The organism is Streptomyces sp. NPDC102283, from assembly GCF_044766265.1.
Taxonomy (GTDB): domain Bacteria; phylum Actinomycetota; class Actinomycetes; order Streptomycetales; family Streptomycetaceae; genus Streptomyces.
The window spans coordinates 326,712-351,001 of the sequence record NZ_JBIWLQ010000003.1 but is presented as its reverse complement, the minus strand read 5'-3'; the positions used below and the strand labels follow the sequence as shown (position 1 = coordinate 351,001).

The 24,290-nt window shown below is 71.9% G+C and carries 19 protein-coding genes; 6 read left to right on the top strand and 13 right to left on the bottom strand.

All coding sequences use genetic code 11. The features are described 5' to 3' along the window. Window positions 1-142 precede the first annotated feature (142 nt). The 10 genes from ACIRJT_RS08365 to rsmH all read right to left on the bottom strand — a co-directional run bounded on the left by ACIRJT_RS08365 (window position 143) and on the right by rsmH (window position 12,864). Window positions 143-937 carry a cell division protein FtsQ/DivIB gene (locus ACIRJT_RS08365; RefSeq protein WP_403906168.1) on the bottom strand — a complete coding sequence of 265 codons (795 nt, stop codon included), beginning with the start codon at window positions 935-937 and terminating at the stop codon, window positions 143-145. Between the two features lie 62 nt (window positions 938-999). Continuing rightward, window positions 1,000-2,088 (bottom strand): undecaprenyldiphospho-muramoylpentapeptide beta-N-acetylglucosaminyltransferase, encoded by a 1,089-nt coding sequence (gene murG, locus ACIRJT_RS08360; protein ID WP_007451369.1) that lies wholly within the window; start codon window positions 2,086-2,088, stop codon window positions 1,000-1,002. A gap of 6 nt (window positions 2,089-2,094) precedes the next feature. Beyond that, window positions 2,095-3,540, bottom strand: coding sequence for a putative lipid II flippase FtsW (gene ftsW / locus ACIRJT_RS08355; protein WP_403906166.1), 1,446 nt, complete (start codon window positions 3,538-3,540; stop codon window positions 2,095-2,097). A gap of 64 nt (window positions 3,541-3,604) precedes the next feature. Beyond that, entirely contained in the window at window positions 3,605-5,050 is a 1,446-nt protein-coding gene (gene murD, locus ACIRJT_RS08350; protein ID WP_403906164.1) for a UDP-N-acetylmuramoyl-L-alanine--D-glutamate ligase, read from the bottom strand. Continuing rightward, window positions 5,032-6,102 (bottom strand): phospho-N-acetylmuramoyl-pentapeptide-transferase, encoded by a 1,071-nt coding sequence (gene mraY, locus ACIRJT_RS08345; protein WP_403758100.1) that lies wholly within the window; start codon window positions 6,100-6,102, stop codon window positions 5,032-5,034. The genes murD and mraY overlap by 19 nt, the downstream gene beginning before the upstream one ends. Continuing rightward, window positions 6,099-7,520 (bottom strand): UDP-N-acetylmuramoyl-tripeptide--D-alanyl-D-alanine ligase, encoded by a 1,422-nt coding sequence (gene murF / locus ACIRJT_RS08340; protein ID WP_403906161.1) that lies wholly within the window; start codon window positions 7,518-7,520, stop codon window positions 6,099-6,101. The genes mraY and murF overlap by 4 nt, the downstream gene beginning before the upstream one ends. 4 nt (window positions 7,521-7,524) lie before the next feature. Next, window positions 7,525-9,243, bottom strand: a complete 1,719-nt coding sequence (locus ACIRJT_RS08335) for a UDP-N-acetylmuramoyl-L-alanyl-D-glutamate--2,6-diaminopimelate ligase (RefSeq protein ID WP_403906159.1) — start codon at window positions 9,241-9,243, stop codon at window positions 7,525-7,527. A gap of 40 nt (window positions 9,244-9,283) precedes the next feature. Then, window positions 9,284-11,272: a peptidoglycan D,D-transpeptidase FtsI family protein gene (locus tag ACIRJT_RS08330; protein WP_403906156.1), complete on the bottom strand. Its 1,989-nt coding sequence runs from the start codon at window positions 11,270-11,272 to the stop codon at window positions 9,284-9,286. A gap of 4 nt (window positions 11,273-11,276) precedes the next feature. Beyond that, window positions 11,277-11,837, bottom strand: coding sequence for a septum formation initiator family protein (locus ACIRJT_RS08325; RefSeq protein ID WP_403906154.1), 561 nt, complete (start codon window positions 11,835-11,837; stop codon window positions 11,277-11,279). Between the two features lie 61 nt (window positions 11,838-11,898). After that, window positions 11,899-12,864 (bottom strand): 16S rRNA (cytosine(1402)-N(4))-methyltransferase RsmH, encoded by a 966-nt coding sequence (gene rsmH / locus ACIRJT_RS08320; protein WP_050358054.1) that lies wholly within the window; start codon window positions 12,862-12,864, stop codon window positions 11,899-11,901. Window positions 12,865-13,288: 424 nt separating this feature from the next. Here rsmH and ACIRJT_RS08315 point away from each other — a divergent pair, with 424 nt between their 5' ends. The 4 genes from ACIRJT_RS08315 (at window position 13,289) to ACIRJT_RS08300 (ending at window position 18,940) form a co-directional block, all read left to right on the top strand. Next, window positions 13,289-13,852 carry a carbonic anhydrase gene (locus ACIRJT_RS08315; protein ID WP_251145170.1) on the top strand — a complete coding sequence of 188 codons (564 nt, stop codon included), beginning with the start codon at window positions 13,289-13,291 and terminating at the stop codon, window positions 13,850-13,852. Window positions 13,853-14,103: 251 nt separating this feature from the next. Next, window positions 14,104-15,156 carry an AAA family ATPase gene (locus tag ACIRJT_RS08310; protein ID WP_403906150.1) on the top strand — a complete coding sequence of 351 codons (1,053 nt, stop codon included), beginning with the start codon at window positions 14,104-14,106 and terminating at the stop codon, window positions 15,154-15,156. Continuing rightward, window positions 15,156-16,523 carry a DUF58 domain-containing protein gene (locus ACIRJT_RS08305; RefSeq protein ID WP_403906148.1) on the top strand — a complete coding sequence of 456 codons (1,368 nt, stop codon included), beginning with the start codon at window positions 15,156-15,158 and terminating at the stop codon, window positions 16,521-16,523. The genes ACIRJT_RS08310 and ACIRJT_RS08305 overlap by 1 nt, the downstream gene beginning before the upstream one ends. Further along, the gene (locus ACIRJT_RS08300; protein ID WP_403906145.1) at window positions 16,520-18,940 is read left to right on the top strand and encodes a DUF3488 and DUF4129 domain-containing transglutaminase family protein; all 2,421 of its coding nucleotides are present in this window, start codon (window positions 16,520-16,522) and stop codon (window positions 18,938-18,940) included. Before ACIRJT_RS08305 ends, ACIRJT_RS08300 begins: the two co-directional genes overlap by 4 nt. 221 nt (window positions 18,941-19,161) lie before the next feature. On the opposite strand, the gene ACIRJT_RS08295 is transcribed toward ACIRJT_RS08300, so the two are convergent. The 3 genes from ACIRJT_RS08295 to ACIRJT_RS08285 form a co-directional block, all read right to left on the bottom strand. After that, entirely contained in the window at window positions 19,162-19,566 is a 405-nt protein-coding gene (locus ACIRJT_RS08295; RefSeq protein ID WP_107411057.1) for a DUF3040 domain-containing protein, read from the bottom strand. A gap of 247 nt (window positions 19,567-19,813) precedes the next feature. After that, on the bottom strand, window positions 19,814-20,572 hold the full coding sequence (locus tag ACIRJT_RS08290; RefSeq protein WP_403906142.1) for a methyltransferase: 759 nt from the start codon (window positions 20,570-20,572) through the stop codon (window positions 19,814-19,816). 164 nt (window positions 20,573-20,736) lie between these two features. Beyond that, window positions 20,737-21,264: an SAV_6107 family HEPN domain-containing protein gene (locus tag ACIRJT_RS08285; RefSeq protein WP_403906140.1), complete on the bottom strand. Its 528-nt coding sequence runs from the start codon at window positions 21,262-21,264 to the stop codon at window positions 20,737-20,739. A 166-nt stretch (window positions 21,265-21,430) separates the two neighbouring features. Here ACIRJT_RS08285 and ACIRJT_RS08280 point away from each other — a divergent pair, with 166 nt between their 5' ends. Together ACIRJT_RS08280 and ACIRJT_RS08275 are read left to right on the top strand one after the other, a co-directional pair. After that, the gene (locus ACIRJT_RS08280; protein WP_403906137.1) at window positions 21,431-22,168 is read left to right on the top strand and encodes an ATP-binding cassette domain-containing protein; all 738 of its coding nucleotides are present in this window, start codon (window positions 21,431-21,433) and stop codon (window positions 22,166-22,168) included. Then, window positions 22,161-24,248 (top strand): YhgE/Pip family protein, encoded by a 2,088-nt coding sequence (locus ACIRJT_RS08275; RefSeq protein WP_403906134.1) that lies wholly within the window; start codon window positions 22,161-22,163, stop codon window positions 24,246-24,248. The genes ACIRJT_RS08280 and ACIRJT_RS08275 overlap by 8 nt, the downstream gene beginning before the upstream one ends. Window positions 24,249-24,290 lie beyond the last annotated feature (42 nt).

The following is a 24,290-nucleotide window of genomic DNA, read 5'->3' as shown; positions in this document are numbered from 1 at the left end:
TTCCTGGACTCTTCCGAACAGGACACTAAGTCGACAAGTGGCGCACGTTCAACGAACACGCCGAACCTCCCGTTTTTCTTTTCACCCTATGTGATCACCCGTAGCGCTGACCAACCAGGGTGCTGGCCAGCACAAATACCCGTCAACTCGCTGATACCGCCGGGGCGGTGGGAGCACTTACGTCGAACTGTCCCGCTTTGGGGGCGGCTTTCATGAGTGCGGCGAGGACGCTCGCCTTCACCGGCCCGTCTTCGCCACTCCCCCAGGTCACCACACGACCCCGGGTGAGCCGCAAGGAAATCGCGTCGTACGAGGTGACCCGTACGACCTCGGTGTCCTCGGCCACACCCGCCGGAAGGTCTCCGGCGACCCGGACCGCTTCCCGCAACAGACCGTCACCGCCGAAGCGGCGGAGACTCGCGGACGGCTCGGGAGTCAGCTCCAGCAGGGGCACGCCCTCCGGTGCCTTGTCCACGGTGGCGAAGCGCACGCCCTCGGCATCCACTTCCACGAACGCGCCACTCTTTTCGACCAGCAGGACCGGCTTCCGTTCGGTCACCTTAAGGCCGATGCCGTCCGGCCAGGACCGAACGACATCAACTGTGTCGATACGAGGCAACTTCTGGCGCAACCGGCGCTCCATGGCGTCGGTGTCCACGGAGACCAGCGGGGCACCGATCGGCGTGGCGGCAACCGCTTCCACTTCTTCGCTGGTCAGGACCTCGACGCCGCTCGTGCTGACCTTCTCGACGCGGAGCCAGGAGGAGCCGTAGAGCACCCAGATCACGAACGCGGTGAGCAGGGCGGCCGCGACGCCGATCAGGATCAGCAGGGTACGGCGGCCGATCCGGGGCCCCTCGGGGCCGGTGTGCGGCGGGCGGGCGGAGACGTCCGCCCGCCCGGGTGCGCCGCGCTGGGCGGTCGTCGGTCCGGCCACGCTCGCTCCTTCGCCGGACCCGGGGCTCCCGCCCCGGGTCCGCACCGCATCGCGCCGGGCGCCTAGCGGCGCGCGGCAATCGCTTCGTACACCATGCCGACGAGCAGGTCGTCGGCGTCGCGCCGGCCGAACTCGGCAGCGGCGCGGGACATTTCGTACAGCCGGTGAGGGTCCGACAGTACCGGCAGGACGTTGCCCTGCACCCACTCCGGGGTGAGCGCCGCGTCGTCCACCAGCAGGCCGCCGCCGGCGTTGACCACCGGCTGGGCGTTGAGCCGCTGTTCGCCGTTGCCGATGGGCAGCGGGACGTAGGCGGCGGGGAGCCCGACGGCGGAGAGTTCGGCGACGGTCATCGCGCCCGCGCGGCAGAGCATCATGTCGGCCGCGGCGTACGCGAGGTCCATCCGGTCCACGTACGGTACCGGGATGTACGGCGGCATCCCGGGCATGTTGTCGATCCGCGGCAATTCGTTCTTCGGGCCGACCACATGGAGGATCTGGATCCCGGAGCGCTGGAGCAGCGGCGCGACCCGCTGGACCACCTCGTTGAGGTGGCGCGCGCCCTGCGAGCCGCCGGAGACCAGCAGCGTGGGCAGGTTGGGATCGAGCCCGAAGGAGGCGCGGGCCTCCGGGCGGACCCGGGCGCGGTCCAGGGTGGCGATGGTGCGGCGCAGCGGGATGCCGATGTAGCGGGCGCCGCGCAGCTTGCTGTCGGGGGTGGAGACGGCGACCCCATGGGCGTACCGCGAACCGATCTTGTTGGCCAGGCCCGGGCGGGCGTTGGCCTCGTGGACCACGATCGGCACGCCGGCCCGCTTGGCGGCCAGGTAGCCGGGCAGGGCGACGTAGCCGCCGAAGCCGACCACGCAGTCCGCCTTGGTGCGCTCCAGGATCTGCTCGGCGGCCTTGATCGTGCCGCGCAGCCGGCCCGGGACGGTGATCAGTTCGGGCGTGGGCTTACGGGGCAGGGGCACGGCGGGGATGAGCGCGAGCTCGTACCCCCGCTCGGGCACGAGCCTGGTCTCCAGTCCGCGTTCCGTGCCGAGGGCAGTGATTCCCACGGTCGGGTCCTGCCTGCGCAGGGCGTCTGCGAGGGCAAGCGCGGGCTCGATGTGTCCGGCGGTCCCCCCGCCGGCGAGTACGACATGCACCGAAATTCACCGCTCTCCGGACGGACGCTTCTTGACGCGCCGTCTCATCGTCTTCCATCTCACCCCGGGCTTCCGCATGGCCAGGGCCGCCTTGGCGGCTGGGTCCTCCCGTGCGAAGGCGATCATCAGCCCGACCGCGAACATCGTCGGCAGCAGGGCCGACCCCCCGTAGGAGAACAGCGGGAGCGGGACCCCGGCGATCGGCAACAGGCCGAGCACCGCACCGATGTTGATCACGGCCTGGGCCGTGATCCACGTGGTCACGCCTCCCGCGGCAAACCTCACGAAGGGGTCCTCCGTGCGTCCGGCCACGCGGATACCCGCATAGCCTAGGGCCGCGAACAGGGCGAGCACGGACAGCGTCCCCGCCAGACCCAGCTCCTCGCCGGTGATGGCGAAGATGAAGTCGGTGTGAGGTTCCGGGAGTTGACCCCATTTTTCCACACTCGCACCCAGCCCGGAACCGAACCATCCGCCGGACGCCAGAGCATAGATCCCATGTGCGGCCTGCCAGCAGCCACCCTCCGGATCGGGCTCGCTCACGCCCATGCAGGCGAGCCGGGACATCCGGTTGGGGCTGGTCCTGATCAGCAGGAAGGCGATGACCGCGGCGAAGCCGAGTACCCCGGCGAACAGCCGGGTGGGAGCGCCGGCCAGCCAGAGCAGACCGAACAGGATCGCCGTGAGAATGATCGCGGTTCCCATGTCGCCGCCGAGCATGATCAGCCCGAGCAGCATGAAGGCGACCGGCACGAGCGGCACGAGCATGTGCTTCCACTGCGTCAGCAACCGCTTGTCCTGCTTGCGGGCCAGCAGGTCCGCCCCCCACAGGATGAGGGCCAGCTTGCCGAACTCGCTGGGCTGGAGCTGGAACGGGCCGCCCAGGTAGAGCCAGTTCTGGTTGCCGTTGACCGACATCCCTATCCCCGGCACCTGGACCAGGACCATCAGGAAGACGGTGACCATCAGTATCGGGTAGGCCAGCGCCCGGTGGAGCTTCACGGGCATCCGGGACGCGAGCAGCATCAGAGCACCGCCGATGACGGCGGCGAGGAACTGCTTTCCGAAGAAGTACGTCGCGGGCTTGCTGATGTCCAGCGCCTTGATCATCGAGGCGGAGTAGACCATCACCAGGCCCAGCACGGTGATCAGGAGGCTGGAGCCGAGGATCACGTAGTAGGCGGTCAGGGGACGGTCCCAGGCCCGTCGTGCCCGCTCGTAGGTGCGGCGCGGTCCGCCGCCTCGCCCGGTGCGCGGGGGGCGGGGCCCCGAGTCGCCGCGTCCGGAGCCCCGCGGCGTCCCGGGACGCCGCGCTCCGGTGGCGAGGCGCCCGCGCAGGGCGAGTCCGGGCGGAAGCGGCACTCCGGAGAGGGCGGGCGTCGCGGTGAGGGTGCGGGTAACCGAGGCCCGTGCGCGGTCCCGCCGTACGGCGAATCTCTCGTCGGCCGGCATTGTCGCTGTCCCCTCCACTGCTCGGGCCCGGGGCCCGTGACCCCGGGCGAGGAGGCCCGGTCGGTCAGGCGCTCTCGTCGGCGCGTGCGCGGACCGCGTCCGCGAACGCCTCGCCCCGCTTGTTGTAGTTGGTGAACATGTCCATCGAGGCGCAGGCCGGGGCCAGCAGTACCGTATCGCCCGGCCGGGCGAGCTCGGCCGCCCGCGCGACCGCTTCGGACATCGCTCCAGTGTCGGTCCGGTCGAGGTCGACCACCGGGACTTCGGGGGCGTGTCGCGTCAGGGCTTCGTGGATCAGGGCGCGGTCGGCGCCGATCAGCACGACCCCGCGCAGCCGCTTCGCCGCGCCGGTGACCAGTTCGTCGAACGTGGCGCCCTTCGCCAGTCCGCCCGCGATCCAGACGATGGAGTCGTAGGCGGCGAGGGATGCCTCGGTGGCGTGGGTGTTGGTGGCCTTGGAGTCGTCCACGTAGGCGACTTCGTCGATGTCCGCGACGTGTTCGATGCGGTGGGCGTCCGGCCGGAAGGCGCGCAGCCCGTCGCGGACCGCGGCCGCCTCCACGCCGAAGGCGCGGGCGAGGGCCGCGGCGGCGAGGGCGTTGGCGATGTTGTGCGGGGCCGGCGGGTTGACGTCGGTGACCTCGGCCAGTTCCTGGGCCTGCTTCTGGCGGTCGGCGACGAACGCCCGGTCGACGAGGATGCCGTCGACCACGCCGAGCTGCGAGGGGCCGGGGGCCCCGAGGGTGAAGCCGATGGCCCGGCAGCCCTCTTCGACGTCCGCCTCGCGCACCAGGTCCTCGGTGGCCGGGTCGGCCGCGTTGTAGACGCAGGCGACCGTGTTGCCCTCGTAGACGCGGCCCTTGTCGGCGGCGTACGCCTCCATCGAGCCGTGCCAGTCGAGGTGGTCCGGGGCCAGGTTGAGGACGGCGGCGGAGTGGGCGCGCAGGGAGGGCGCCCAGTGCAGCTGGTAGCTGGAGAGTTCGACGGCGAGGACGTCGTACTCGGTCTCGCCGAGCACCGCGTCCAGCAGCGATACGCCGATGTTGCCCACGGCCGCGGTGCGCAGGCCCGCGGCCCGGAGGATCGAGGCCAGCATCCGTACGGTCGTGGTCTTGCCGTTGGTGCCGGTGACGGCGAGCCAGGGCGCGGGCTCCCGGCCGTCGTCACCGCGCAGTCGCCAGGCCAGTTCGACATCGCCCCAGACCGGGACGCCCGCCTCGGCGGCAGCCAGGAAGAGCGGCTTGTCCGGCTGCCAGCCGGGGGCGGTGACGACGAGTTCCGTGGACGGCGGCAGGGTGGCGCCGTCGCCGAGGCGCACGGTGATGCCGAGCGCCTCCAGTTCGGCCGCCTGCGCACGGGCGCGCTCGTCGTCGCCGTCGTTGACGACGGTGACGAGCGCGCCGCGCCCGTGCAGGGCGCGGGCCGCGGGGATCCCGCTGACGCCGAGCCCGGCGACGGTGACGTGCTTGCCCTGCCAGTCCACGGTGCTGCTCACTTCTTGGCTGCCCATCCCGCGTAGAAGAGGCCGAGGCCGACGATCACGCACATGCCCTGGATGATCCAGAAGCGGACCACGACAAGGACTTCGGACCACCCCTTGAGTTCGAAGTGGTGCTGGAGCGGTGCCATCCGGAAGACCCGCTTGCCGGTCATCTTGAACGAACCGACCTGGATGACCACGGACATGGTGATCATCACGAAGAGGCCGCCGAGGATGGCGAGCAGGAACTCGGTGCGGGACAGGATCGCCAGGCCCGCGAGGGCGCCGCCGAGGGCGAGCGAGCCGGTGTCGCCCATGAAGATCTTGGCGGGCGAGGTGTTCCACCACAGGAAGCCGAAGCAGGCGCCCATCAGGGCGGCGGCGACGACGGCGAGGTCGAGCGGGTCGCGCACCTCGTAACAGGCGCTCGGGTTGGTCAGGTTGTCCGCGTTGGCGCAGGACTCCTGGAACTGCCAGAGGCCGATGAAGGTGTAGGCGCCGAAGACCATCACGGAGGCGCCGGTGGCCAGCCCGTCGAGGCCGTCGGTGAGGTTCACGCCGTTGGACATGGCGAGGATCATGAACAGCGCCCAGACGCAGAACAGCACCGGGCCGATCGACCAGCCGAAGTCCTCGACGAACGAGAGCCGGGTGGAGGCCGGGGTGTAGTCCATGGAGTTGGGGAACTGGAGCGAGAGCACCGCGAAGGCGATGCCGACGATCAGCTGTCCCGCCATCTTCGCCTTGGCCCGCAGACCGAGCGACCGCTGCTTGACGATCTTGATGTAGTCGTCGAGGAACCCGACGAGGCCCATGCCTGCCATGAGGAACAGCACGAGTACGCCGGAGTAGCGGATGTCCTCACCCGTGATGACCTTCGCGAGGAGGTACGCGATGATCGTCGCCATGATGAAGGCGATGCCGCCCATCGTGGGCGTGCCCTGCTTGCTGCCGTGCGTGCGCGGGCCGTCGTCCCGGATGAACTGCCCGTATCCCTTGCGGGCCAGCAGCTTGATCAGCAGCGGGGTACCGACCAGGGTCAGGAAGAGCCCGATGGCCCCCGCGAAGAGGATCTGCCTCATCGGCCGGCGACCTCGCCCTCGGTCGAGTTCTCCAGCAGTGCCTGGGCGACCTTCTCCAGGCCGACCGACCGGGACGCCTTCACCAGCACGACGTCTCCCGGGCGCAGTTCACTGCGCAACAGGTCGACGGCCGCCTGTGCGTCGGACACGTGCACCGACTCCTCACCCCACGAACCCTCGTTATAAGCGCCCAGTTGCAGCCAGGAGGCTTCTCTCCCCCCGACAGCGACGAGCTTGCTGACGTTGAGTCGGACGGCGAGCCGTCCGACCGCGTCGTGCTCGGCGAGCGACGCGTCACCGAGCTCGGCCATCTGACCGAGCACCGCCCAGGTGCGTCCCCCGTCGGCCCCTCGGGCCTGACCCATGGCAGCCAGCGCACGCAGCGCGGCTCTCATGGATTCGGGGTTCGCGTTGTAGGCGTCGTTGACGACGGTCACACCGTCCGGACGCTCGGTGACCTCCATGCGCCAGCGGGAGAGGGTGCCCGCCTCCGAGAGCGCCTCGGCGATCTCGGTCACGGACATGCCCAACTCATGGGCGACGGCGGCCGCGGCGAGCGCGTTCGACACGTGGTGCTCACCGTACAGGCGCATGGTCACGTCGCTGCACCCGGTGGGTGTGTGGAGCTCGAAGGCGGGCCGCCCGTCGGCGGTCATCGTGACCTTCTCGCCCCGTACGTCCGCTTCCGGGGCTTCTCCGAAGAGCAGCACGCGGGCCTTGGTGCGCGAGGCCATGGCGCGGACGAGCGGGTCGTCCGCGTTGAGCACGGCGCAGCCGTCCTCCGGCAGGACCTCGACCAGCTCGCCCTTGGCCAGGGCGATGGCCTCCCGGCTGCCGAACTCGCCGAGGTGCGCGGAGCCGACGTTGAGGACCAGGCCGATGCGGGGCGGGGTGAGGTTGGCCAGGTAGTGGATGTGGCCGACGCCGCGGGCCCCCATCTCCAGGACCAGGTGCTCGGTCTCGGCGGTGGCGGTCAGGGCCGTGACCGGCAGGCCGATCTCGTTGTTGAGGGAGCCGGGCGTCCAGACGGTCGGGCCCTTGCGCTGGAGGAGCTGCGCGATCAGGTCCTTGGTGGACGTCTTGCCTGCGGATCCGGTGAGTCCGACGACGGTGGTGCCGAGGCGTTCCACGACGGCACGGGCGAGGGCTCCGAGCGCGCCGACGACGTCGTCCACGACGATCGCCGGAACGCCGACGGGGCGGGCCGCCAGCACGGCTGACGCACCCGCCTCCACGGCTCGCCGGGCGTAGTCGTGGCCGTCGACCCGTTCGCCGGCGAACGCGGCGAACAGGCTGCCGGGCGCGACCTCGCGGGAGTCGATGACGACGGGTCCGGTCACGCCGACTGCCGGATCCGGTATGTCGTACGACTGCCCGCCGACGATTTCGGCGATCTCGGCGAGGGAAAGGGTGATCACTTGGTCATCCCTGACTGTTGTTCTCGAGGTGAGGGACACGGCCCGGGGCGCCGGGGCGCGTCAGGGACCGCTCGATGGCTGCGTGCAGGACCTTGCGGTCGTCGAAGGCGCGTACCACCCCGTGGATGTCCTGGCCCTGTTCGTGCCCCTTGCCGGCGACGAGGACGGTGTCGCCCGCCTCCGCGCGGGCGACGGCGGCGGCGACGGCCGAGGCGCGGTCGGCGTCGACGAGCACGTCGCCGCGCTCGTGGACGGGCACTTCGGCGGCGCCGGAGAGCATCGCGGCGAGGATTGCGAGGGGGTCCTCGGAGCGGGGGTTGTCGGAGGTCAGCACGGCGGTGTCGGCGAGCCGGGCGGCTGCCGCGCCCATCGGGCCGCGCTTGGTGGTGTCGCGGTCGCCGCCGCAGCCGAGGACGATGTGCACCTTGCCCTCGGTGACCTTGCGCAGGGAGCGCAGTACGGACTCGACGGCGTCGGTCTTGTGCGCGTAGTCGACGACGGCGAGGTAGGGCTGTCCGGCGTCCACCCGCTCCAGCCGTCCGGGGACCCCGGGGACGGCCGCGATGCCGTCGGCGGCCGTCTGCGGGTCGACGCCCGCGACGGCCAGCGTGACGATCGCGGCGAGGGTGTTGGCGACGTTGAACGGGCCGGGCAACGGGGCGCGGGCGGTGATCCGCTCGCCCTTCGGGCCGACGGCGGTGAAGGTGCTGTCCTGCGGTCCGACCTCGACGTCCTCGGCGTGCCAGTCGGCGTCCGGGTGGCCCTCGGCGGAGAAGCTGGTGACCGGCACCCCGGACTCGGTCAGGAGCCTGCGGCCGTACTCGTCGTCGAAGTTCACGACGCCGCGGTGGCTGCGTTCGGGGGTGAACAACTGGGCCTTGGCCTGGAAGTAGTCCTCCATGCCGGAGTGGAACTCCATGTGCTCCGGGCTGAGGTTGTTGAAGACGGCGACGTCGAAGACGCAGCCGTCGACCCGGCCGAGCACCAGGGCGTGGCTGGAGACCTCCATCGCGACGGCCTCGACGCCGCGTTCGCGCATGACGGCGAACAGGGCCTGGAGGTCGGTGGCTTCGGGGGTGGTGCGCTCCGACTTGATGCGCTCGTCGCCGATCCGCATCTCGACGGTGCCGATCAGCCCGGTGGAGCGTCCGGCGGCGCGCAGTCCGCCCTCGACGAGGTACGCGGTGGTGGTCTTGCCGGAGGTTCCGGTGATACCGAGCTGGAGCAGGCCGATGCCGGGCCGCCCGTAGATGTCGGCGGCCACCTCGCCCATGACGGCGCGCGGGTCCTCGGTGACCAGCACCGGCAGACCGGTGGCCGCTGCGCGTTCGGCGCCGTCGGGGTCGGTGAGGACGGCGGCGGCGCCGAGGCCCGCGGCCTGGGCCGCGAAGTCGGCGCCGTGGAAGCGGGCGCCGGGCAGGGCCGCGTACACGTCACCCGGGCGCACGGCCCGCGAGTCGTGGGTGATTCCGGTGATCTCACCGGAGCCCGCTGTTTCGACGCCGAGCCGGTCTGCCAGCTCGCCGAGAGGGGTGGGCCGGAGCCGGTCCGGTCGGGGCGCTCCCGGGTAGGTCACAGGCGCGTCCTTCTGAGAGGTTTGGGACTGATCAGCGTGGGGCACGGCGGTGAGCGTACCGGGCCGGTGCGGCGTCTCGCGAAGCGAGGGACCCCGGTTGCGGCGGTTCTCGTTCCGGTTCCCGGGATCGGGGGTGATGGTTGTCACTGAGGGTTCCCTTGGAGGAGATGCTCGCGCATCCCCGTGTTCACTCGCCGGGTTTGAAGGACACCGGCAGCCGGGGCGGCTCGCTGCCGGACGGTGGGGTCTGGAGCGTCTTGAGCGCGAACTCCATGACCTGCTTGTAGATCGGGCCGCAGATCTGGCCGCCGAAGTAGCTGCCCTTGGTGGGGTTCTGGATCGCGCAGTAGACGGTGACCTGTGGGTTGTCGGCGGGGGCGAAGCCTGCGAAGGAGGCGGTGTAGCCCTTGTAGACGCCGCGGACGGGATCGACGCGGTTGGCGGTGCCGGTCTTGCCCGCGACCCGGTAGCCGGGGATGGCGGCCTTGGTGCCGGTCCCTTCCCGGTCGTCGACGACGGACTCCAGCATCGTCGCCAGGGTCTTGGCGGTCTTCTCGCTGACCACCCGGTTCTCCTCGGGGGCCTCGGCCGCCGCGAAGCGCCCGTCGGAGCCCTTGGCGCCACGGACGAGGGTCGGGGCGATCCGTACGCCGCCGTTGGCGATGGTGGAGTAGACCGAGGCGGCCTGGACGGCGTTGAGCGAGAGGCCCTGGCCGAAGGGGATCGTGTACTGCTGCGAGGTCGACCAGTCCTTGGGGTGGGCCAGCAGGCCCGGCGACTCGCCGGGGTAGCCGAGCCCGGTCTTGGAGCCGAGGCCGAATTTGCGGAGGTAGGAGTAGAGGACCTGGTTGGACTCCGCCTGGGTCTTGCCGAGCTGACCGGTCGCCAGGATGGTGCCGATGTTGCTGGACTTGGCGAGGACCCCGTTGAGCGTGAGGTACCAGGTGGGGTGGTCCACGTCGTCCTTGAAGAGCCGGTCGCCGCGGTGCAGCCGGTTGGGGACGGTGACGTGGGTGCCGGGCGTGGCGGCCTTCTCCTCCAGTACGGCGGCCATGGACATGACCTTGCTGGTGGAGCCGGGCTCGTACACGTCCTGGAGGGCGGCGTTGCCGAGGGAGGCGGAGGTCACCTGGGAGAGGTCGTTGGGGTCGTAGCCGGGGGCGTTGGCCATGGCCAGCAGCTCGCCGGTCCGCGTGTTCTGCACGATGACGTAGCCGCGGTCGGCCTTGGACTTCTCGACCTGGTCGCTGATGGCCTTCTGGGCGGCCCACTGGATGTCGCGGTCGATGGTCAGCTCGATGTCGGAGCCGGGCACGGCCGGGATCTCGCTGCCGCCCGCGGTGGGAACCCGACGGCCGCCGGCCTGGGCGTAGCGGATCTTGCCGTCCTCGCCCGCGAGTTCCTTGTCGAGCTGCGATTCGAGGCCTCCGCCGCCCTTGCCGTCGGCGCTGACGAATCCCAGTATCCCGGCGGCGAGACCCCCGTTGGGGTAGACGCGCTTGGTGGTCGGCACCTGGAGGACGCCGGCCAGGACGTTGGCTCCCGGACCGCCCTTCAGTTTGTCCTCGTACGCCTTCTCGGCGAAGACGGACTTGAGGTCCTTGATCTGCTTCCAGACCTGGGGGGTCTGCCGGTAGGCGAGGACGGTGTAGCGGGCCCCCGGCACCGAGAGCTTCTCGACGAGCTCGTCGACGTCCTTGCCGAGGATCGGGGCGAGCAGGGCCGCGGCCTGCTGGGGCGCGTCCGGGGCCTTGCTGTCCTCGGGCGTGAACATCTTCGGGTCGGCCGTGATGTTGTGCGCGTCCACGCTGGTGGCGAGCGCGACGCCCTTGCGGTCGGTGATCTCGCCGCGCTCGGCGGCGACCGTGTACTCCAGGTAGCGGTTCTTCTCGGCCTTGGCCGCGTACGCGCTGGCGTCGACGGCCTGGACCTGGAGCAGTCGGGCCACGAAGGCCAGCATGACCAGCGTCAGCCCGAGGCTGACGAGCCGCAGCCGGGGGCGGGGGCTGCCGAGGCGCAGGGACCGCTGTGCACCGGGGCGCGCGGTGGTGCGTCCCGGTGCGGGACGGGGGCGGCGGGCCGGTGGGCGCGCGCCGGAGCGGCCGGATCCTGATCCCCCGCTGCGGGGGCGGGCCGGTCCGGGTACGCGGCGGCGCGGCGGTTCCTTGGGCGGCACTGCGTCACCTGCCGGGGCTCGTCGGGGGCGGGGAGCTCTCCGCCGCGGGGTCGGTTGCGGGGTCGGGCTCGGTGGCGGACACGGATCCGGCGGGCGAAACGGATCCGGCGGGCCCGGCGGAGGCGCCGGGGCCCGGGGTGGCGCTCGCCGAGGCGCTGGGGCTCGGCGTGGGGCTGGGGCTCGGCGACGGCGGGGCGGTGGCCTCGGTGGGGTTGCCGCGGACCGTGCCGTCGGGGTTCAGGAAGGCGGGGCTGCCGCCGGGGACCATGCCCAGCTCCCGGGCCCGGCGCTCCAGGGCGTCGGGCTGGGAGCGGCTGTCGACGTCGCGCTGGAGGGCCTGCTGCTCGTCGGTGAGCTCGGTGGTGTCCCGCTTCAGCTCGCTGAGCCGGAACGATCCCTCGTTGAGCGCGGAGTTCAGCAGGAGCAGGGCGATGAGCCCGCCGCCCAGGAGCAGGACGACCAGCAGCACGAAGGGGGTGCGGGCCGCGGTGCTGGGCCCGGTGGACGGCATCAGCCGGGCGAGCCGCGCGGCCCGCCCCTTCAGCGGTGCGGCCGCTCTGCTCACCGCACGGCTCCCCGGTCGCCCGGCGTCGGGCGACCGTCTCGCGTCGGACGACGCCGGGCGCTCATCGCTCCTCCGCGCGGATGCGCTGGGCGCCGCGCAGCCGGGCCGGGGCGGCGCGCCGGTTCTCGGCGACCTCCTCCTCGGTGGGCAGCTCGGCGCCCCGGGTGAGCTGCTTCAGCCGGGGCTGGTAGCGCTCGGGGACGACGGGCAGTCCGGGGGGCGCGGTGTTGGCGGCGCCGGCCGCGAAGACCTGCTTGACCAGCCGGTCCTCCAGCGAGTGGTAGGACAGCACGGCGATGCGGCCGCCGACGTCGAGGCACTGGACGGCGGCCGGAATGGCCCGTTCCAGGACGCTCAGCTCGCCGTTGACCTCGATGCGCAGGGCCTGGAAGGTCCGCTTCGCGGGGTTGCCGCCGGTGCGCTTGGCGGCCTGCGGCAGCGCGTCACGGATCAGCTCGACGAGCCGGGCGCTGTTGCTGAACGGCTCCTTCTCGCGCTCGCGCACGACGGCGGAGACGATCCGCTTGGCCTGCTTCTCCTCGCCGTACGCGCGCAGGATCCGGACCAGTTCGCCGGGCGGGTAGGTGTTGAGCACCTCGGCGGCGCCCATGCCGGTGCTCTGGTCCATCCGCATGTCGAGCGGGGCGTCCTGGGCGTACGCGAACCCGCGGTCGGCCTCGTCCAGTTGCATGGAGGAGACGCCGAGGTCGAACAGCACGCCCTGGACCTTCGGGATCCCGAGCCGCGCGAGGACCTCGGGGAGTTCGTCGTAGACCGCGTGGACGAGGGTGGCGCGGTCGCCGTAGGGGGCGAGCCGTTCACCGGAGAGGCGGAGCGCCTCCTTGTCGCGGTCCAGGGCGATCAGCCGGGCGGTGGGGAAGGAGGCGAGCAGCGCCTCGCTGTGGCCGCCGAGGCCGAGGGTGCAGTCGACGACCACGGGCTCCGGGTGGGCCGGGTCCTGGAGAGCCGGGGCCAGCAGGTCCAGACACCTCTGGAGCATCACGGGGACGTGTCGGGTCTGGCTCAAGGCGCCCTCTCAGGCTCTGTCCCGCGGCCGGCACGTACGTCCTGGTCCCCGCCCGCTCTGAAGGGGAGGTTCGCCGGCGCCGGGGAAGAGGCGTCGGCCGACCGAGAGCGGGAGAGGGCCGGGTCGCACGTACGCCGCACATCACGGGGGAAATACGGAATATGCAGGAGGTGCGGGGTGCGATGGTGCAGTGGGTACGGACGTGGTCGGTGACTTCGCGTTACTTTAGTCCACCCTGCCATTCGATCGATTCGCGATCAACGAACCGGGCAGCGAGTCGCGCCACCCGTCCGGATGCGGAGAACTCACCCGAACGGGTGCATCCCTGCGAGTCCTGTGGGTTAGCTCACAACAAGCCGAGTTGGCGTTCTTTGTCCGCTCTCACAACACGCCTGTGCCAGGTGGGAAGGCTAACGTCGTATCCATGTCGACTTCTGCTCACTCTCCCGCCGAGTCCGTGACGTCCACCGCTGCGGCGGTCCGCGAGGGGGGCCAGGTCACCGACCGGCTCGTCGCACTGAACGCCGGGTACGCGAAGGACTTCCGCGATCCGGGCATGGACGCGCGCCCCGTCCTCCAGGTCGCCGTGGTCGCCTGCATGGACGCCCGCCTCGACCTGCACGCGGCGCTCGGCCTGGAGCTCGGCGACTGCCACACCATCCGCAACGCCGGCGGCGTGGTCACCGACGACGTGATCCGCTCGCTGACCATCAGCCAGCGGGCCCTCGGCACCCGCAGCGTGGTCCTCATCCACCACACCAACTGCGGCCTGGAGTCCCTCACCGAGGACTTCCGGCAGGAGCTGGAGCGCGAGGTGGGCCAGCGTCCGGTCTGGGCGGTGGAGGCCTACTCGGACGCCGACCAGGACGTGCGCCAGTCGATGCAGCGGGTGCGCACCTCGCCGTTCCTGCTCCACACCGACGACGTGCGCGGGTTCGTCTTCGACGTGACCACCGGCCTGCTGCGCGAGATCCACTCCGTTTCCTGAACGCGCTCGCCTCCCTTCCCTGCCCTCCCGCCGCACCTCACGCACGCATCACCGCGCCTCACGGTGCCGAAATCGCGACAGACGCTGACATTTCACACCCACTTATCCACAGGCGAGTGACACGAAGCGGTAACGGCAACAAGAATGCGGGTGTGACATCCCCGGGCCTTCCGGCGGAGTGTCCGATTTTTCGGGGTGGGCCGCGCGGGTACGCGCGACGGCCCCTGCGCAAAAGGGCCGAGGAGGGCCGGGTGACGACCTATGACGATCGAGCGAGCCTCACGGATCTGACCACCACAGCAGAGCGGGTGCGCAGGTCGGTGGAGAGTGTGATCGAGGGCAAGCCCGAGGTCGTACGGCTATCGCTGACCGTGCTCCTCGCCGAGGGGCATCTCCTCATCGAGGACGTCCCCGGTGTCGGCAAGACCATGCTGGCCAAGGCGCTGGCGCGGTCCATCGACTGTTCGGTGCGACGGATCCAGTTCACACCGGACCTGCTGCCCTCGGACATCACCGGTGTGTCGATCTTCGACCAGCAGCGGCGGGACTTCGAGTTCAAGCCGGGCGCCATCTTCGCCCAGATCGTGATCGGCGACGAGATCAACCGCGCCTCGCCGAAGACGCAGTCGGCGCTGCTGGAGTCGATGGAGGAGCGCCAGGTCACCATCGACGGGCACTCCTACGAGCTGCCCGACCCCTTCATGGTGGTGGCCACCCAGAACCCGGTGGAGATGGAGGGCACCTACCCGCTGCCCGAGGCCCAGCGCGACCGCTTCATGGCCCGGGTCTCCATCGGCTATCCCAGCCCGGAGGCCGAGCTCCAGATGCTCGACGTGCACGGGGGGATCTCCCCGCTGGACGACCTCCAGCCGGTGGCCCACGCCCACGACATCGTGAAGCTGATCGACGCCGTCCGTACGGTGCACGTCGCCGACGCCGTGCGGCGCTACGCCGTGGAGCTCGTCGGGGCCACCCGCAGCCACCCCGACCTCAGACTCGGCGCCTCCCCGCGCGCGACGCTGCACCTGCTGCGCGCCGCGAAGGCCTCGGCCGCGCTCAGCGGGCGTGACTACGCTCTGCCGGACGACGTCCAGGCGCTGGCGACCCCGGTGCTCGCGCACCGGCTGCTGCCCACCGCCCAGGCCCAACTGAACCGCCGCACGGCCGAGCAGGTGGTCCTGGAGATCATCCAGCGCACTCCCGTACCGACCTCGGCCGACGGCACCGCGCCGCCCTCGCCGGTCGGGCAGGAGCCGGGCCGCCCGCTGTACCACCAGCAGCAGCCCGGGGCACGGCGGCTGTGATGGCGGCCGGCGAGCCCGGCGCCGTGGAGGACGGCGACCGGAAGGGCGGCCTCCGGGCGGCCCTGGGCGGACTGACCACCCGGGGACGCTCGTTCCTGGCCGCCGGTCTCGCCGCCGCCGTCTGCGCCTACGTCCTGGGCCAGGGCGATCTGCTGCGGGTCGGGCTGCTGCTGGCCGTGCTGCCCCTGGTCTGCGTGACCGTGCTCTACCGCACCCGCTACCGGGTGACGGGCACCCGGCGGCTCTCACCGTCGCGCGTGCCCGCGGGCGCGGAGGCCCGGGTGCACCTGCGGATGGAGAACGTCTCCCGGCTGCCCACCGGACTGCTGATGCTCCAGGACCGTGTTCCGTACGTCCTCGGCCCGCGCCCCCGCTTCGTCCTGGACCGGGTGGAGGCGGCCGGCCGGCGCGAGGTGTCCTACCGGGTCCGCTCCGACCTGCGCGGCCGCTATCCGCTGGGCCCGTTGCAGCTGCGGCTCAGCGACCCGTTCGGGATGTGCGAGCTGACCCGCTCCTTCAGCGCGTACGACACCCTCGTCGTCATCCCGCGCACGGTGCCGCTGCCCGTACTGCGGCTGGCGGGCGAGGCCTCCGGATACGGCGACGGGCGGCAGCGGTCCCTCGCGCTGGCCGGTGAGGACGACATCATTCCGCGCGGCTACCGGCACGGCGACGACCTGCGCCGCGTCCACTGGCGCTCCACCGCCCGCCACGGCGAGCTGATGGTGCGCCGTGAGGAACAGCCGCAGCGGGCCAGGTGCACCGTCCTGCTGGACACCCGGGAGATCGGGTATCAGGGCGCCGGGCCCGACTCGGCGTTCGAGTGGGCGGTCTCGGGGGCGGCCTCCGTACTCGTGCACATGCTGGAGCGCGGCTTCGCCGTACGGCTGCTCACGGACGACGGGAACGCGGTGCCCGGCGAAGGATCGGGCGGTTTCGCGGGCTCTACCCAGGAGTCCGCGGACTCGGCGGGCCTGATGCTCGACACACTCGCGGTGGTCGGCCACTCCGACGGCGGGGGACTCTCGCGCGCCCATGACGTGCTGCGCGGCGGCAACGAGGGCCTGCTCATCGCCTTCTTCGGCGATCTGGACGAGGAACAGGCCGCGGTCGCGGCCCGGATGCGGCAGCGGGCCGGGGCCGGGGTCGCCTTCGTCCTGGACAGCTCCGTCTGGGCCGGCGACGAGGACACGGCGAGACGGGCCGAGGATCGGCTGCGACGGCTGCGCGAGTCGGGCTGGGTCGCGGTCCCCGTGGAGCCCGGGGCCGAACTGCCCGCGCTGTGGCAGCGGGCGGGCGGGATGCGCACGGATTCGCCGTCGGCCACGGGCGGCGGCGCGACAGGTTTCACGGGGGGATGGTCATGAGCGGGCGGGCCAGGCTGGCGCTGTGCGCCTATGCGGCGACGCTGCTGGCGTCGGGGGCGCTGATCCCGTTGGTGGAGGGGGTCGGCTGGCTGGCGCAGGCGGCGGTGCTGCTCGGCGTCCAGAGCGGGGTGGGCGCCCTCGCGCGCCGGGTTCCGCTGGCGAGGACGCTGACCGTCGGCGTCCAGACACTGGTCACCCTGCTGCTGCTGACGCTGGTCTTCGTCCGGGACCACGCCCTGTTCGGAGTGCTGCCCGGGCCGGGGGCCCTCATGCGGCTCGGTGAGCTGCTGGTGGAGGGCGGGGAGGACGTCGGCACGTACGCCATCCCGGCGCCGATGACCGACGGCATCAAGCTGATGGTGGTCGGCGGGGTGGTCCTGATCGGCCTCGTGGTCGACGCCCTGGCGGTGACCTTCCGCAGCGCGGCCCCGGCCGGACTGCCCCTCCTCGCCCTGTATTCGGTCGCGGCCGGTCTCTCCGACGGCGGGGCGAGCTGGCTGTGGTTCCTGCTGGCCGCCTCCGGCTATCTGCTGCTCCTGCTGGCGGAGGGCCGGGACCGGCTCTCCCAGTGGGGCCGCGTCTTCGGCGGCGCCTCACGGACTTCGGGAGGTCTGGCCGACGGACTGGCCGGGGTGGGCGGTGGCTCCTCCCCCGTGCGGACCGGGCGGCGGATCGGCGTGCTGGCGCTCGGCATCGCCCTGGTGGCCCCTCTGACCCTGCCCGCCCTGGACAGCGGCCTGCTGGACGGCGACGGCCCGGGGAACGGCAAGGGCAGCGGCGGCGGCACCATCTCCGCGGTGAATCCGCTGGTCTCGCTCCAGAACAACCTCAACCAGCCGGACAACCGGGAGGTGATGACGTACCGCAGCAACATCGAGGACCCGCAGAGCCTCTATCTCCGGATCCTGGCCCTGGACGAGTTCAACGGCAGCGAGTGGCGCTCCTCCACCCGACGGCTGACGGACGTTCCCGACCGCCTCCCGCAGCCCACGGGTCTTGGCAGGGACGTCTCCGTCACCGAGGTCCGGACGAACATCTCCGCATCGCGCTCCTACCAGCAGACCTATCTGCCGCTCCCCTACCCGGCCAGCGAGGTCCGCGTCGGCGGCCGCTGGCGGTACGAGCCCGAGGGCCGCACGCTGGTCGGTGACGACGGGCAGACCACGCGCGGCGCGAGCTACGAGGTCGGCAGCCTGGTCGTCGAACCCACGGCGGACCAGCTCGCGGCCGCGGGTCCGCCGCCCCAGGAGCTGGTCCGTGAGTACACCCAAGTCCCCGGCTCCCTGCCGAACGTGGTCGCCGAGACCGCCGAGCAGGTCACCGAAGGCTCGTCCAACGCCTACGAGCAGGCCGTCAAGCTCCAGGACTGGTTCGCGTCCGACGGCGGCTTCACCTACGACACGACGGTCACCTCGGGGACGGGGTCGTCCGCCATCGCCCGGTTCCTCCGCGACAAGGAGGGCTTCTGCGTCCACTTCTCGTTCTCGATGGCCGCGATGGCCCGGACGCTGGGCATCCCGGCCCGGGTGGCGGTGGGCTTCACCCCGGGCACCATGAAGACGGACGGAGCGATCTCGGTCGGGCTGCGCGACGCGCACGCCTGGCCCGAGCTGTATTTCGAGGGGGTCGGGTGGACCCGGTTCGAGCCCACCCCCAGTCGGGGCAGCACTCCCTCGTGGACCCGGCCCGAGGTCCCCACGGACAGCGCGAGCGACGCGGCCCAGCCCTCCGCGGGCACCTCCGCCGAGCCGTCCGCGGCGCCCTCCGCCGAGGACAGCTGCCCGCCGCAGTTGCGCCAGGAAGGCGGGTGCGGTCCCTCGCAGGAGCCGGGTGCGGCACTGCCGACCGACCGGGGCACTCCTCTCTGGAAGGTGCTGCTGGTGGTTCACGCGGCGGTCCTGCTGGTGGCGGCGGTGGTGGTGTCTCCGCTGCTGTGGCGGATCCGGACGCGGAATCGCCGGCTGGGATCCGGGGGACGGACGCCCGAGGCCGCCGCGGCGCGGACGCTGGCCGCCTGGCGGGAGGTCACCGACACGGCCTGGGACCACGGCGTCGCGCCCGACGAGTCGCTGACGCCCCGGAAGGCGGCGGCCAGGATCGTGCGGCTGGGCCGCCTCGACACCACCGCGGCCGAGGCGGTGCACCGGATCGCGGGCTCGGTGGAGCAGGTGCTGTACGCCCCCGAGCCGCGTCCCGCGGCCGGGCTGGCCGAGGCCGCGCTGGCCGTACGGGCGGGTCTGCGGACATCGGCCGGCCGCTCCACCCGGCTGCGGGCGACGCTTCTCCCCCGATCGTCCGTCCGGGTGGTGTGGGCCCTCACGGAGCGCCGGACCGCGCTCGCGGAGCGATGGGAGAGCCGACCGGGAGCCGGCCGCTGGACGGCCCGGCTGCGCCGCCTCACGCGTCAGCACGGCTGAGGCGGTCGGGGGGCGACCCACGACTGAAGCCTCCGGCCCCGGCCCTGGGAAGGGCAGGGGCCGGAGGCTTCTCACTGTCGCGCCAAGGCCGGCGGCGTGGTCGAGTCATGGGCGCCGTGGGGCAACGGCTGAGGGGCGGCCGCGGAAAACGCGGCCGCCCCTCACCCATCGGTGTCACGTGCCTCAGCCCGACCCTGCGGAGAGGACCAGGGCGAAGGCGTCTACTGACCCTGTTCGTCGCGGCGGCGCTGCCACCGCTGCTCGATGCGGTTCATCATCGACCGGCGTTGTCTCGGTCGGCGGCCTGCGCCGCTGTCCCCGCCGCCTGCGGCGGCCGGCTGTTGTTCACCGGGCTTGGGCGCCTTGCGCCATCCGGTGACCGCGAGCACGGCACAGCCGAGCATGACGAGGAACCCCACCACGCTGATCCAGATCTGCTGGGCGACCATTCCGGCCATGAGGAGCGCGATACCCACCAGGAAGCCAGCGACCGCCTGGTAGACCCTTTTCCGGGTGTACGTACGCAGTCCGCTTCCCTCGAGCGCTGTCGCGAACTTGGGATCTTCGGCGTACAGCGCTCGCTCCATCTGCTCGAGCATGCGCTGCTCGTGCTCCGAGAGCGGCACGGGATCCTCCTCGTCGTCGGCCGCGGGGGCGACCGGTATGCGGCCCTTCCAGGATAGGCAGGGATTCGCCCCCGTGAAACCCGCCCTCTAGCGCTCAGCCAGTCCGGACCGCTGTGTCGGCTCGGCTGTTGAGGCGTAGATTCCCCGACGACCGATCCGTCATGCCGGATGGTGTCACCCGATCATACGGGGCGTACGCCCCTTACGGGGGTCCTGAGTCCCACTCCGTCCGCGCTTGCGTTGCTGATCAGCGGTGCTTCTCGCCCAGAACGTGGAGCTGGGTGGCGACGGAGTGGAACGCGGGCTGCTCGGCGACGGCCGCTTCGAGCTTGAGGAGCGCCTCCACGGCGCCGGGCTCGGTGTCCACCAGCACGCCCGGCACGAGGTCGGCGAAGACCCGCACGCCGTGCACCGCGGCGATCTCCAGACCGGCCGAGGAGACCAGGTCGGAGAGCTGCTCGGCGGTGAACCTGCGGGGCACCGGATCGCCCTCGCCCCAGCGGCCGGCCGGGTCGGTGAGCGCATGCCGGGCCTCCGTGAAGTGACCGGCGAGCGCGCGGGCCAGGACGGCTCCGCCCAGGCCGGCGGCCAGCAGGCTGAGCGCACCGGAGGGCCGCAGCGCCTCGACCGCGTTGCGCACGCCGGCGGCGGGCTCGTCGACGTACTCCAGGACGCCGTGGCAGAGCACCGCGTCGAAGCCGTCGCGCTCCACGACGTCGAACAGCCCGAGGATGTCGCCCTGCACGCCCCGGACCCGGTCGGCTACCCCGGCCTCGGCCGCGCGGCGCTCCAGCGCGAAGAGCGCGTTGGGGCTGGGGTCGACGACGGTGACCCGGTGGCCGAGCCGGGCCGCGGGCACGGCGAAGTTACCGGTGCCGCCGCCGGTGTCCAGGACATCCAGGGCGTCCCTGCCGGTCGCCTTGGCCTGACGGTCCAGAGCCTCCTTGAGGACCTCCCAGACCACGGCGGTACGGAGGGAGGCGCGGGGGCGCGGCTGGTCCGACACGGCAGATGACTCCTCGGCAACGTGCCGCCGGGGACGGCGGAGCGTGAACAGTGCGGGTGGTGAGGTGAGCGGTCACCACCCTATTGCCTCGCACCGCCGGACCGGGGCCCGGCGTCGGCCCGGCGCCGTCGCCCGGCGGGCACCGGTCCGGCGCCGGGCCCCGGTCACCCGCCGCCGGGCCGCTCCGGTCGCGGTTGCGGGAGCACCGGCTGGAGGACCAGGAGCCGTTCCACCAGGCGCAGGAACATGGCCGCGTCGCGCAGCAGGTCGTCGGCGTCGCGCCCGCTGGCGGCTCCCGGCATGCCGGCCTCCGCGCGGGCCCGGCGCTCGGCGCCCGCGGCGAAGAGGGCGCTCCATTCGGTCAGTTCCGGTGCTGTCTCCGGGAGGACCTCCCAGGCACTGCGGATGCGTTCACGGCGGCGCTTGTTCGTCTCGGGGCGGCCTCGGGCGGCGAGCACGGCCGCCGCGGTGCGCAGGGCGGCGAGGTGCGCGGTGGCGTACCGCTCGTTCGGCTCGTGGAGCACGGCGGCCTCTTCGAGGCCGGAGCGGGCCTTGGCGAGCAGTTCGAGAGCGGCGGGCGGCGCCGTGCTGCGGCGCAGCACGGGGTGGACATCGCCGGCCGGACCGGTCAGTGAGGGGGCAGGGCTGCCTGCGCGGCGCCGCGGGGCGGCGGCTGCGGACGAGCTGGCCATGACGAACCTCCTGTCGTCGTGTGACGGCTTCGTGGCCGTCTGTGTCCATGGTGGCGGGCCCCACTGACAATCGACCTCGATGCGTCTTTGACCTGGTGTTTTGCTTCGAGCGCGAGTTCGGACTACCTTTTTGCACTGACCGGTCAGTGCAAAAAGGGGAGGGTCTGTGGAGAGCCCGCACGGCGCGGCTGTCGCCGCCGAGGACTTCGGACTGGAGGGACCACGCGGCTGGGTCTTCCGGAACGTGACGTTCAGTGCCGAGCCAGGGTCGCTGGTGGCCGTCGAGGGACCGTCGGGATCGGGCCGCACCTGTCTGCTGCTCGCCCTGACCGGCCGGATGCGCACCACCGAGGGCCACGCGCGGACCGGCGGTCTGCGACTGCCCGAGCAGGCCGCCGCCGTCCGCAGGATCGCCGCCCTGGGTCCGGTCCCGGCGGTCAGTGAGCTGGACCCGGCCTTCACGGTCGCCGAGCACCTGAACGAACGCGCCCTCCTCCAGGGCCGCTACGGCGCCTCCCTGCGCGCCCTCCTGCGCCCACGGGCCGAACGCCGGGCCGTGGCGGCCGCCCGGGTCGACAAGGCCCTCGACGCCGCGGGCCTCGACCTCGCCACGCTGCCCAAGGCGGGACGCACCTCCGTGCGGGATCTGGAGCGCCTGGAGGCGCTGCGGCTGTCCGTGGCGCTGGCGCTGATCGGCGAGCCGCGACTGCTCGCCGTCGACGACACCGACCTCAAGCTCCCGGCCGCCGAACGCGACCGGGCCTGGGAGTTGCTGCGCTCCGTGGCCGACGCCGGGACGACCGTGCTCGCCGTGTGCAGCGAGGCCCCCGAGGACACCCCGGTCGTGCGTACCGCGCCCGTCACCGAGGAACCCACCACCGATGAGGAGACGGGCGATGCGTAGCCCGAAGCTGGCCGCGCTCGAGTTGAAGCGGTTCGGGCGGGGAAGGCTGCCGGCCGCCGCGCTGGTGGCCCTGCTGCTCCTGCCGCTGCTCTACGGCGCCCTGTACCTGTACTCCTTCTGGGACCCGTACGGGAAGCTCGACAAGCTGCCCGTCGCCCTGGTCAACGACGACAAGGGGGCCACCGACGACGGCAAGCGCGTCGCCGCCGGGGACGAGATCAGCGAGAAGCTGCTCGACTCCAAGGTGTTCGACTGGCACGAGGTGAGCTCCGCCGAGGCCGAGAAGGGCGTCGAGGAGGGTACGTACTACCTCTCGCTGACGATGCCGTCGGACTTCAGCGGGAAGATCGCGTCCAGCGGCGGGGACTCCCCCGAGACCGGCGCGCTCCAGGTGCGGACGAACGACGCGAACAACTACATCGTCGGGCAGATCTCCAGGACGGTCTTCGCAGAGGTGCGCAACGCCGCCTCCACCAACGCCTCCCGGGGCTTCCTCGACCGCATCTTCATCAACTTCTCCGATCTGCACGACAAGACCGCCGAGGCGGCGAAGGGCGCCGACGACCTCAAGGGCGGCATCTCGAAGGCGAAGCAGGGTTCCAAGGACCTCGCGGACGGTCTCAAGGACTCCAAGGCGGGCAGCAAGAAGCTCTCCGACGGCATCGTCAAGCTGAACCAGGGCTCGCGCGATCTCGCCACGGGCTCCGCCCAGGTCGCCGGAGGTACCCAGGTCCTGGCCGACAAGGTCAACGGGATCGCCGATGACGTGCGCCCCTTCTTCCGGGACAACGGGAAGTCCATCCGCGACACGGCCCGCCTCGTCGCCGACACCTCCGGGGCCGTACGGCACAACCTCGACCTGCTGGTGAAGAGCGCGCCCACCGCCGCCGTCGGCGCCGAGGAGGCGGCCGCCGAGCTGACCGAGATCCACCGCACCCGGTGCGAGGAGGCCGAGGAGCCCGACGCCGCGGTCTGCCCCCCGCTGGAGCGCGCGAAGGTCACCGCCGTCGACGTCGCCAAGATCGCCGCCGATGTGAACACGCTGGTCACCAACCAGAACGGCGACCTGAAGAAGCTGAGCACCCAGCTGACCGCCTTCCAGAAGCAGGCCGACGACCTCGCGAAGCGCGCGCCGACGCTGGACGACGACCTGGCGTCGGCCGTGGCCAAGGTCAATGAGCTGAACACCGGTGCACGGAAGGTCGCCAAGGGCGCCCAGGCGCTGCACACCGGACTCGGTGGCGCGCAGACCGGCTCCACCGATCTGGACACCGGTGTCGGCAAGCTGAAGACCGGTGCGGAGAATCTGGACGGCGGGCTCTTCCGGCTCGGCGACGGCTCGACCGAGCTGGCCAGGGGCCTCAACGACGGCGTCGACAAGATCCCGGACTACGACAAGAAGGACCGCGACGCGCGGACCGACGTCATGGCCGACCCCGTCCAGTTGGCGTCCAAGGCGCTGCACGCGGCCCCCAACTACGGCACCGGCTTCGCCCCGTACTTCATCCCGCTGTCCCTGTGGGTCGGCGCGATGGTGGCGTACATGCTGATCCAGCCGCTCAACAAGCGGGCGCTCGCCGCCGGGGCGTCCTCGTGGCGGATCGCGCTCGCCGGCTGGCTCCCGGTCGCCGCCATCGGCACGCTCCAGGTCGGCGCCCTGATGGCCGTCCTGCACTGGGGCCTCGGCCTCCAGATGACCAACGCCGCCGGAACGATCGGCTTCCTGGCGCTGGTGACCTGCTGCTTCGCCGCGATCGTGCAGTGGCTGAACGCCTGCTTCGGGGCCGCCGGGCGGATCCTGGTGCTGGTGGTGCTGATGCTCCAGCTGACCTCGGCCGGGGGCACGTACCCCGTCCAGACCAGCCCCGGCTTCTTCGGCGCGATCCATCCGTACCTCCCCATGACGTACGTCGTCGAGGGGCTGCGCAGGCTGATCACGGGCGGCTCTCTCGGCCCGGTGTGGCTGGGCTGCGCGGTGCTGGGGGCCTTCACCGTCGGCGCGCTGGCCCTGACCGCGTTCACCGCCCGCCGCAAGCAGGTGTGGAGCCTGAGCAGGCTGCACCCGGAGCTGAGCCTGTGAGCGCGCCCGGAGCCGCGTCCGTGAGCACGGCGGGGCCTGGAA

Excerpts from the sequence above, each read along its gene's own strand:
- ACIRJT_RS08275 (WP_403906134.1), top strand. The coding sequence starts at position 22,161 with ATGCGTAGCCCGAAGCTGGCCGCGCTCGAGTTGAAGCGGTTCGGGCGG.
- ACIRJT_RS08285 (WP_403906140.1), bottom strand. The coding sequence starts at position 21,264 with ATGGCCAGCTCGTCCGCAGCCGCCGCCCCGCGGCGCCGCGCAGGCAGC.
- ACIRJT_RS08305 (WP_403906148.1), top strand. The coding sequence starts at position 15,156 with ATGGCGGCCGGCGAGCCCGGCGCCGTGGAGGACGGCGACCGGAAGGGC.
- mraY (WP_403758100.1), bottom strand. The coding sequence starts at position 6,102 with ATGAGGCAGATCCTCTTCGCGGGGGCCATCGGGCTCTTCCTGACCCTG.
- ACIRJT_RS08315 (WP_251145170.1), top strand. The coding sequence starts at position 13,289 with ATGTCGACTTCTGCTCACTCTCCCGCCGAGTCCGTGACGTCCACCGCT.
- murD (WP_403906164.1), bottom strand. The coding sequence starts at position 5,050 with ATGGGCAGCCAAGAAGTGAGCAGCACCGTGGACTGGCAGGGCAAGCAC.
- ftsW (WP_403906166.1), bottom strand. The coding sequence starts at position 3,540 with ATGCCGGCCGACGAGAGATTCGCCGTACGGCGGGACCGCGCACGGGCC.
- ACIRJT_RS08300 (WP_403906145.1), top strand. The coding sequence starts at position 16,520 with ATGAGCGGGCGGGCCAGGCTGGCGCTGTGCGCCTATGCGGCGACGCTG.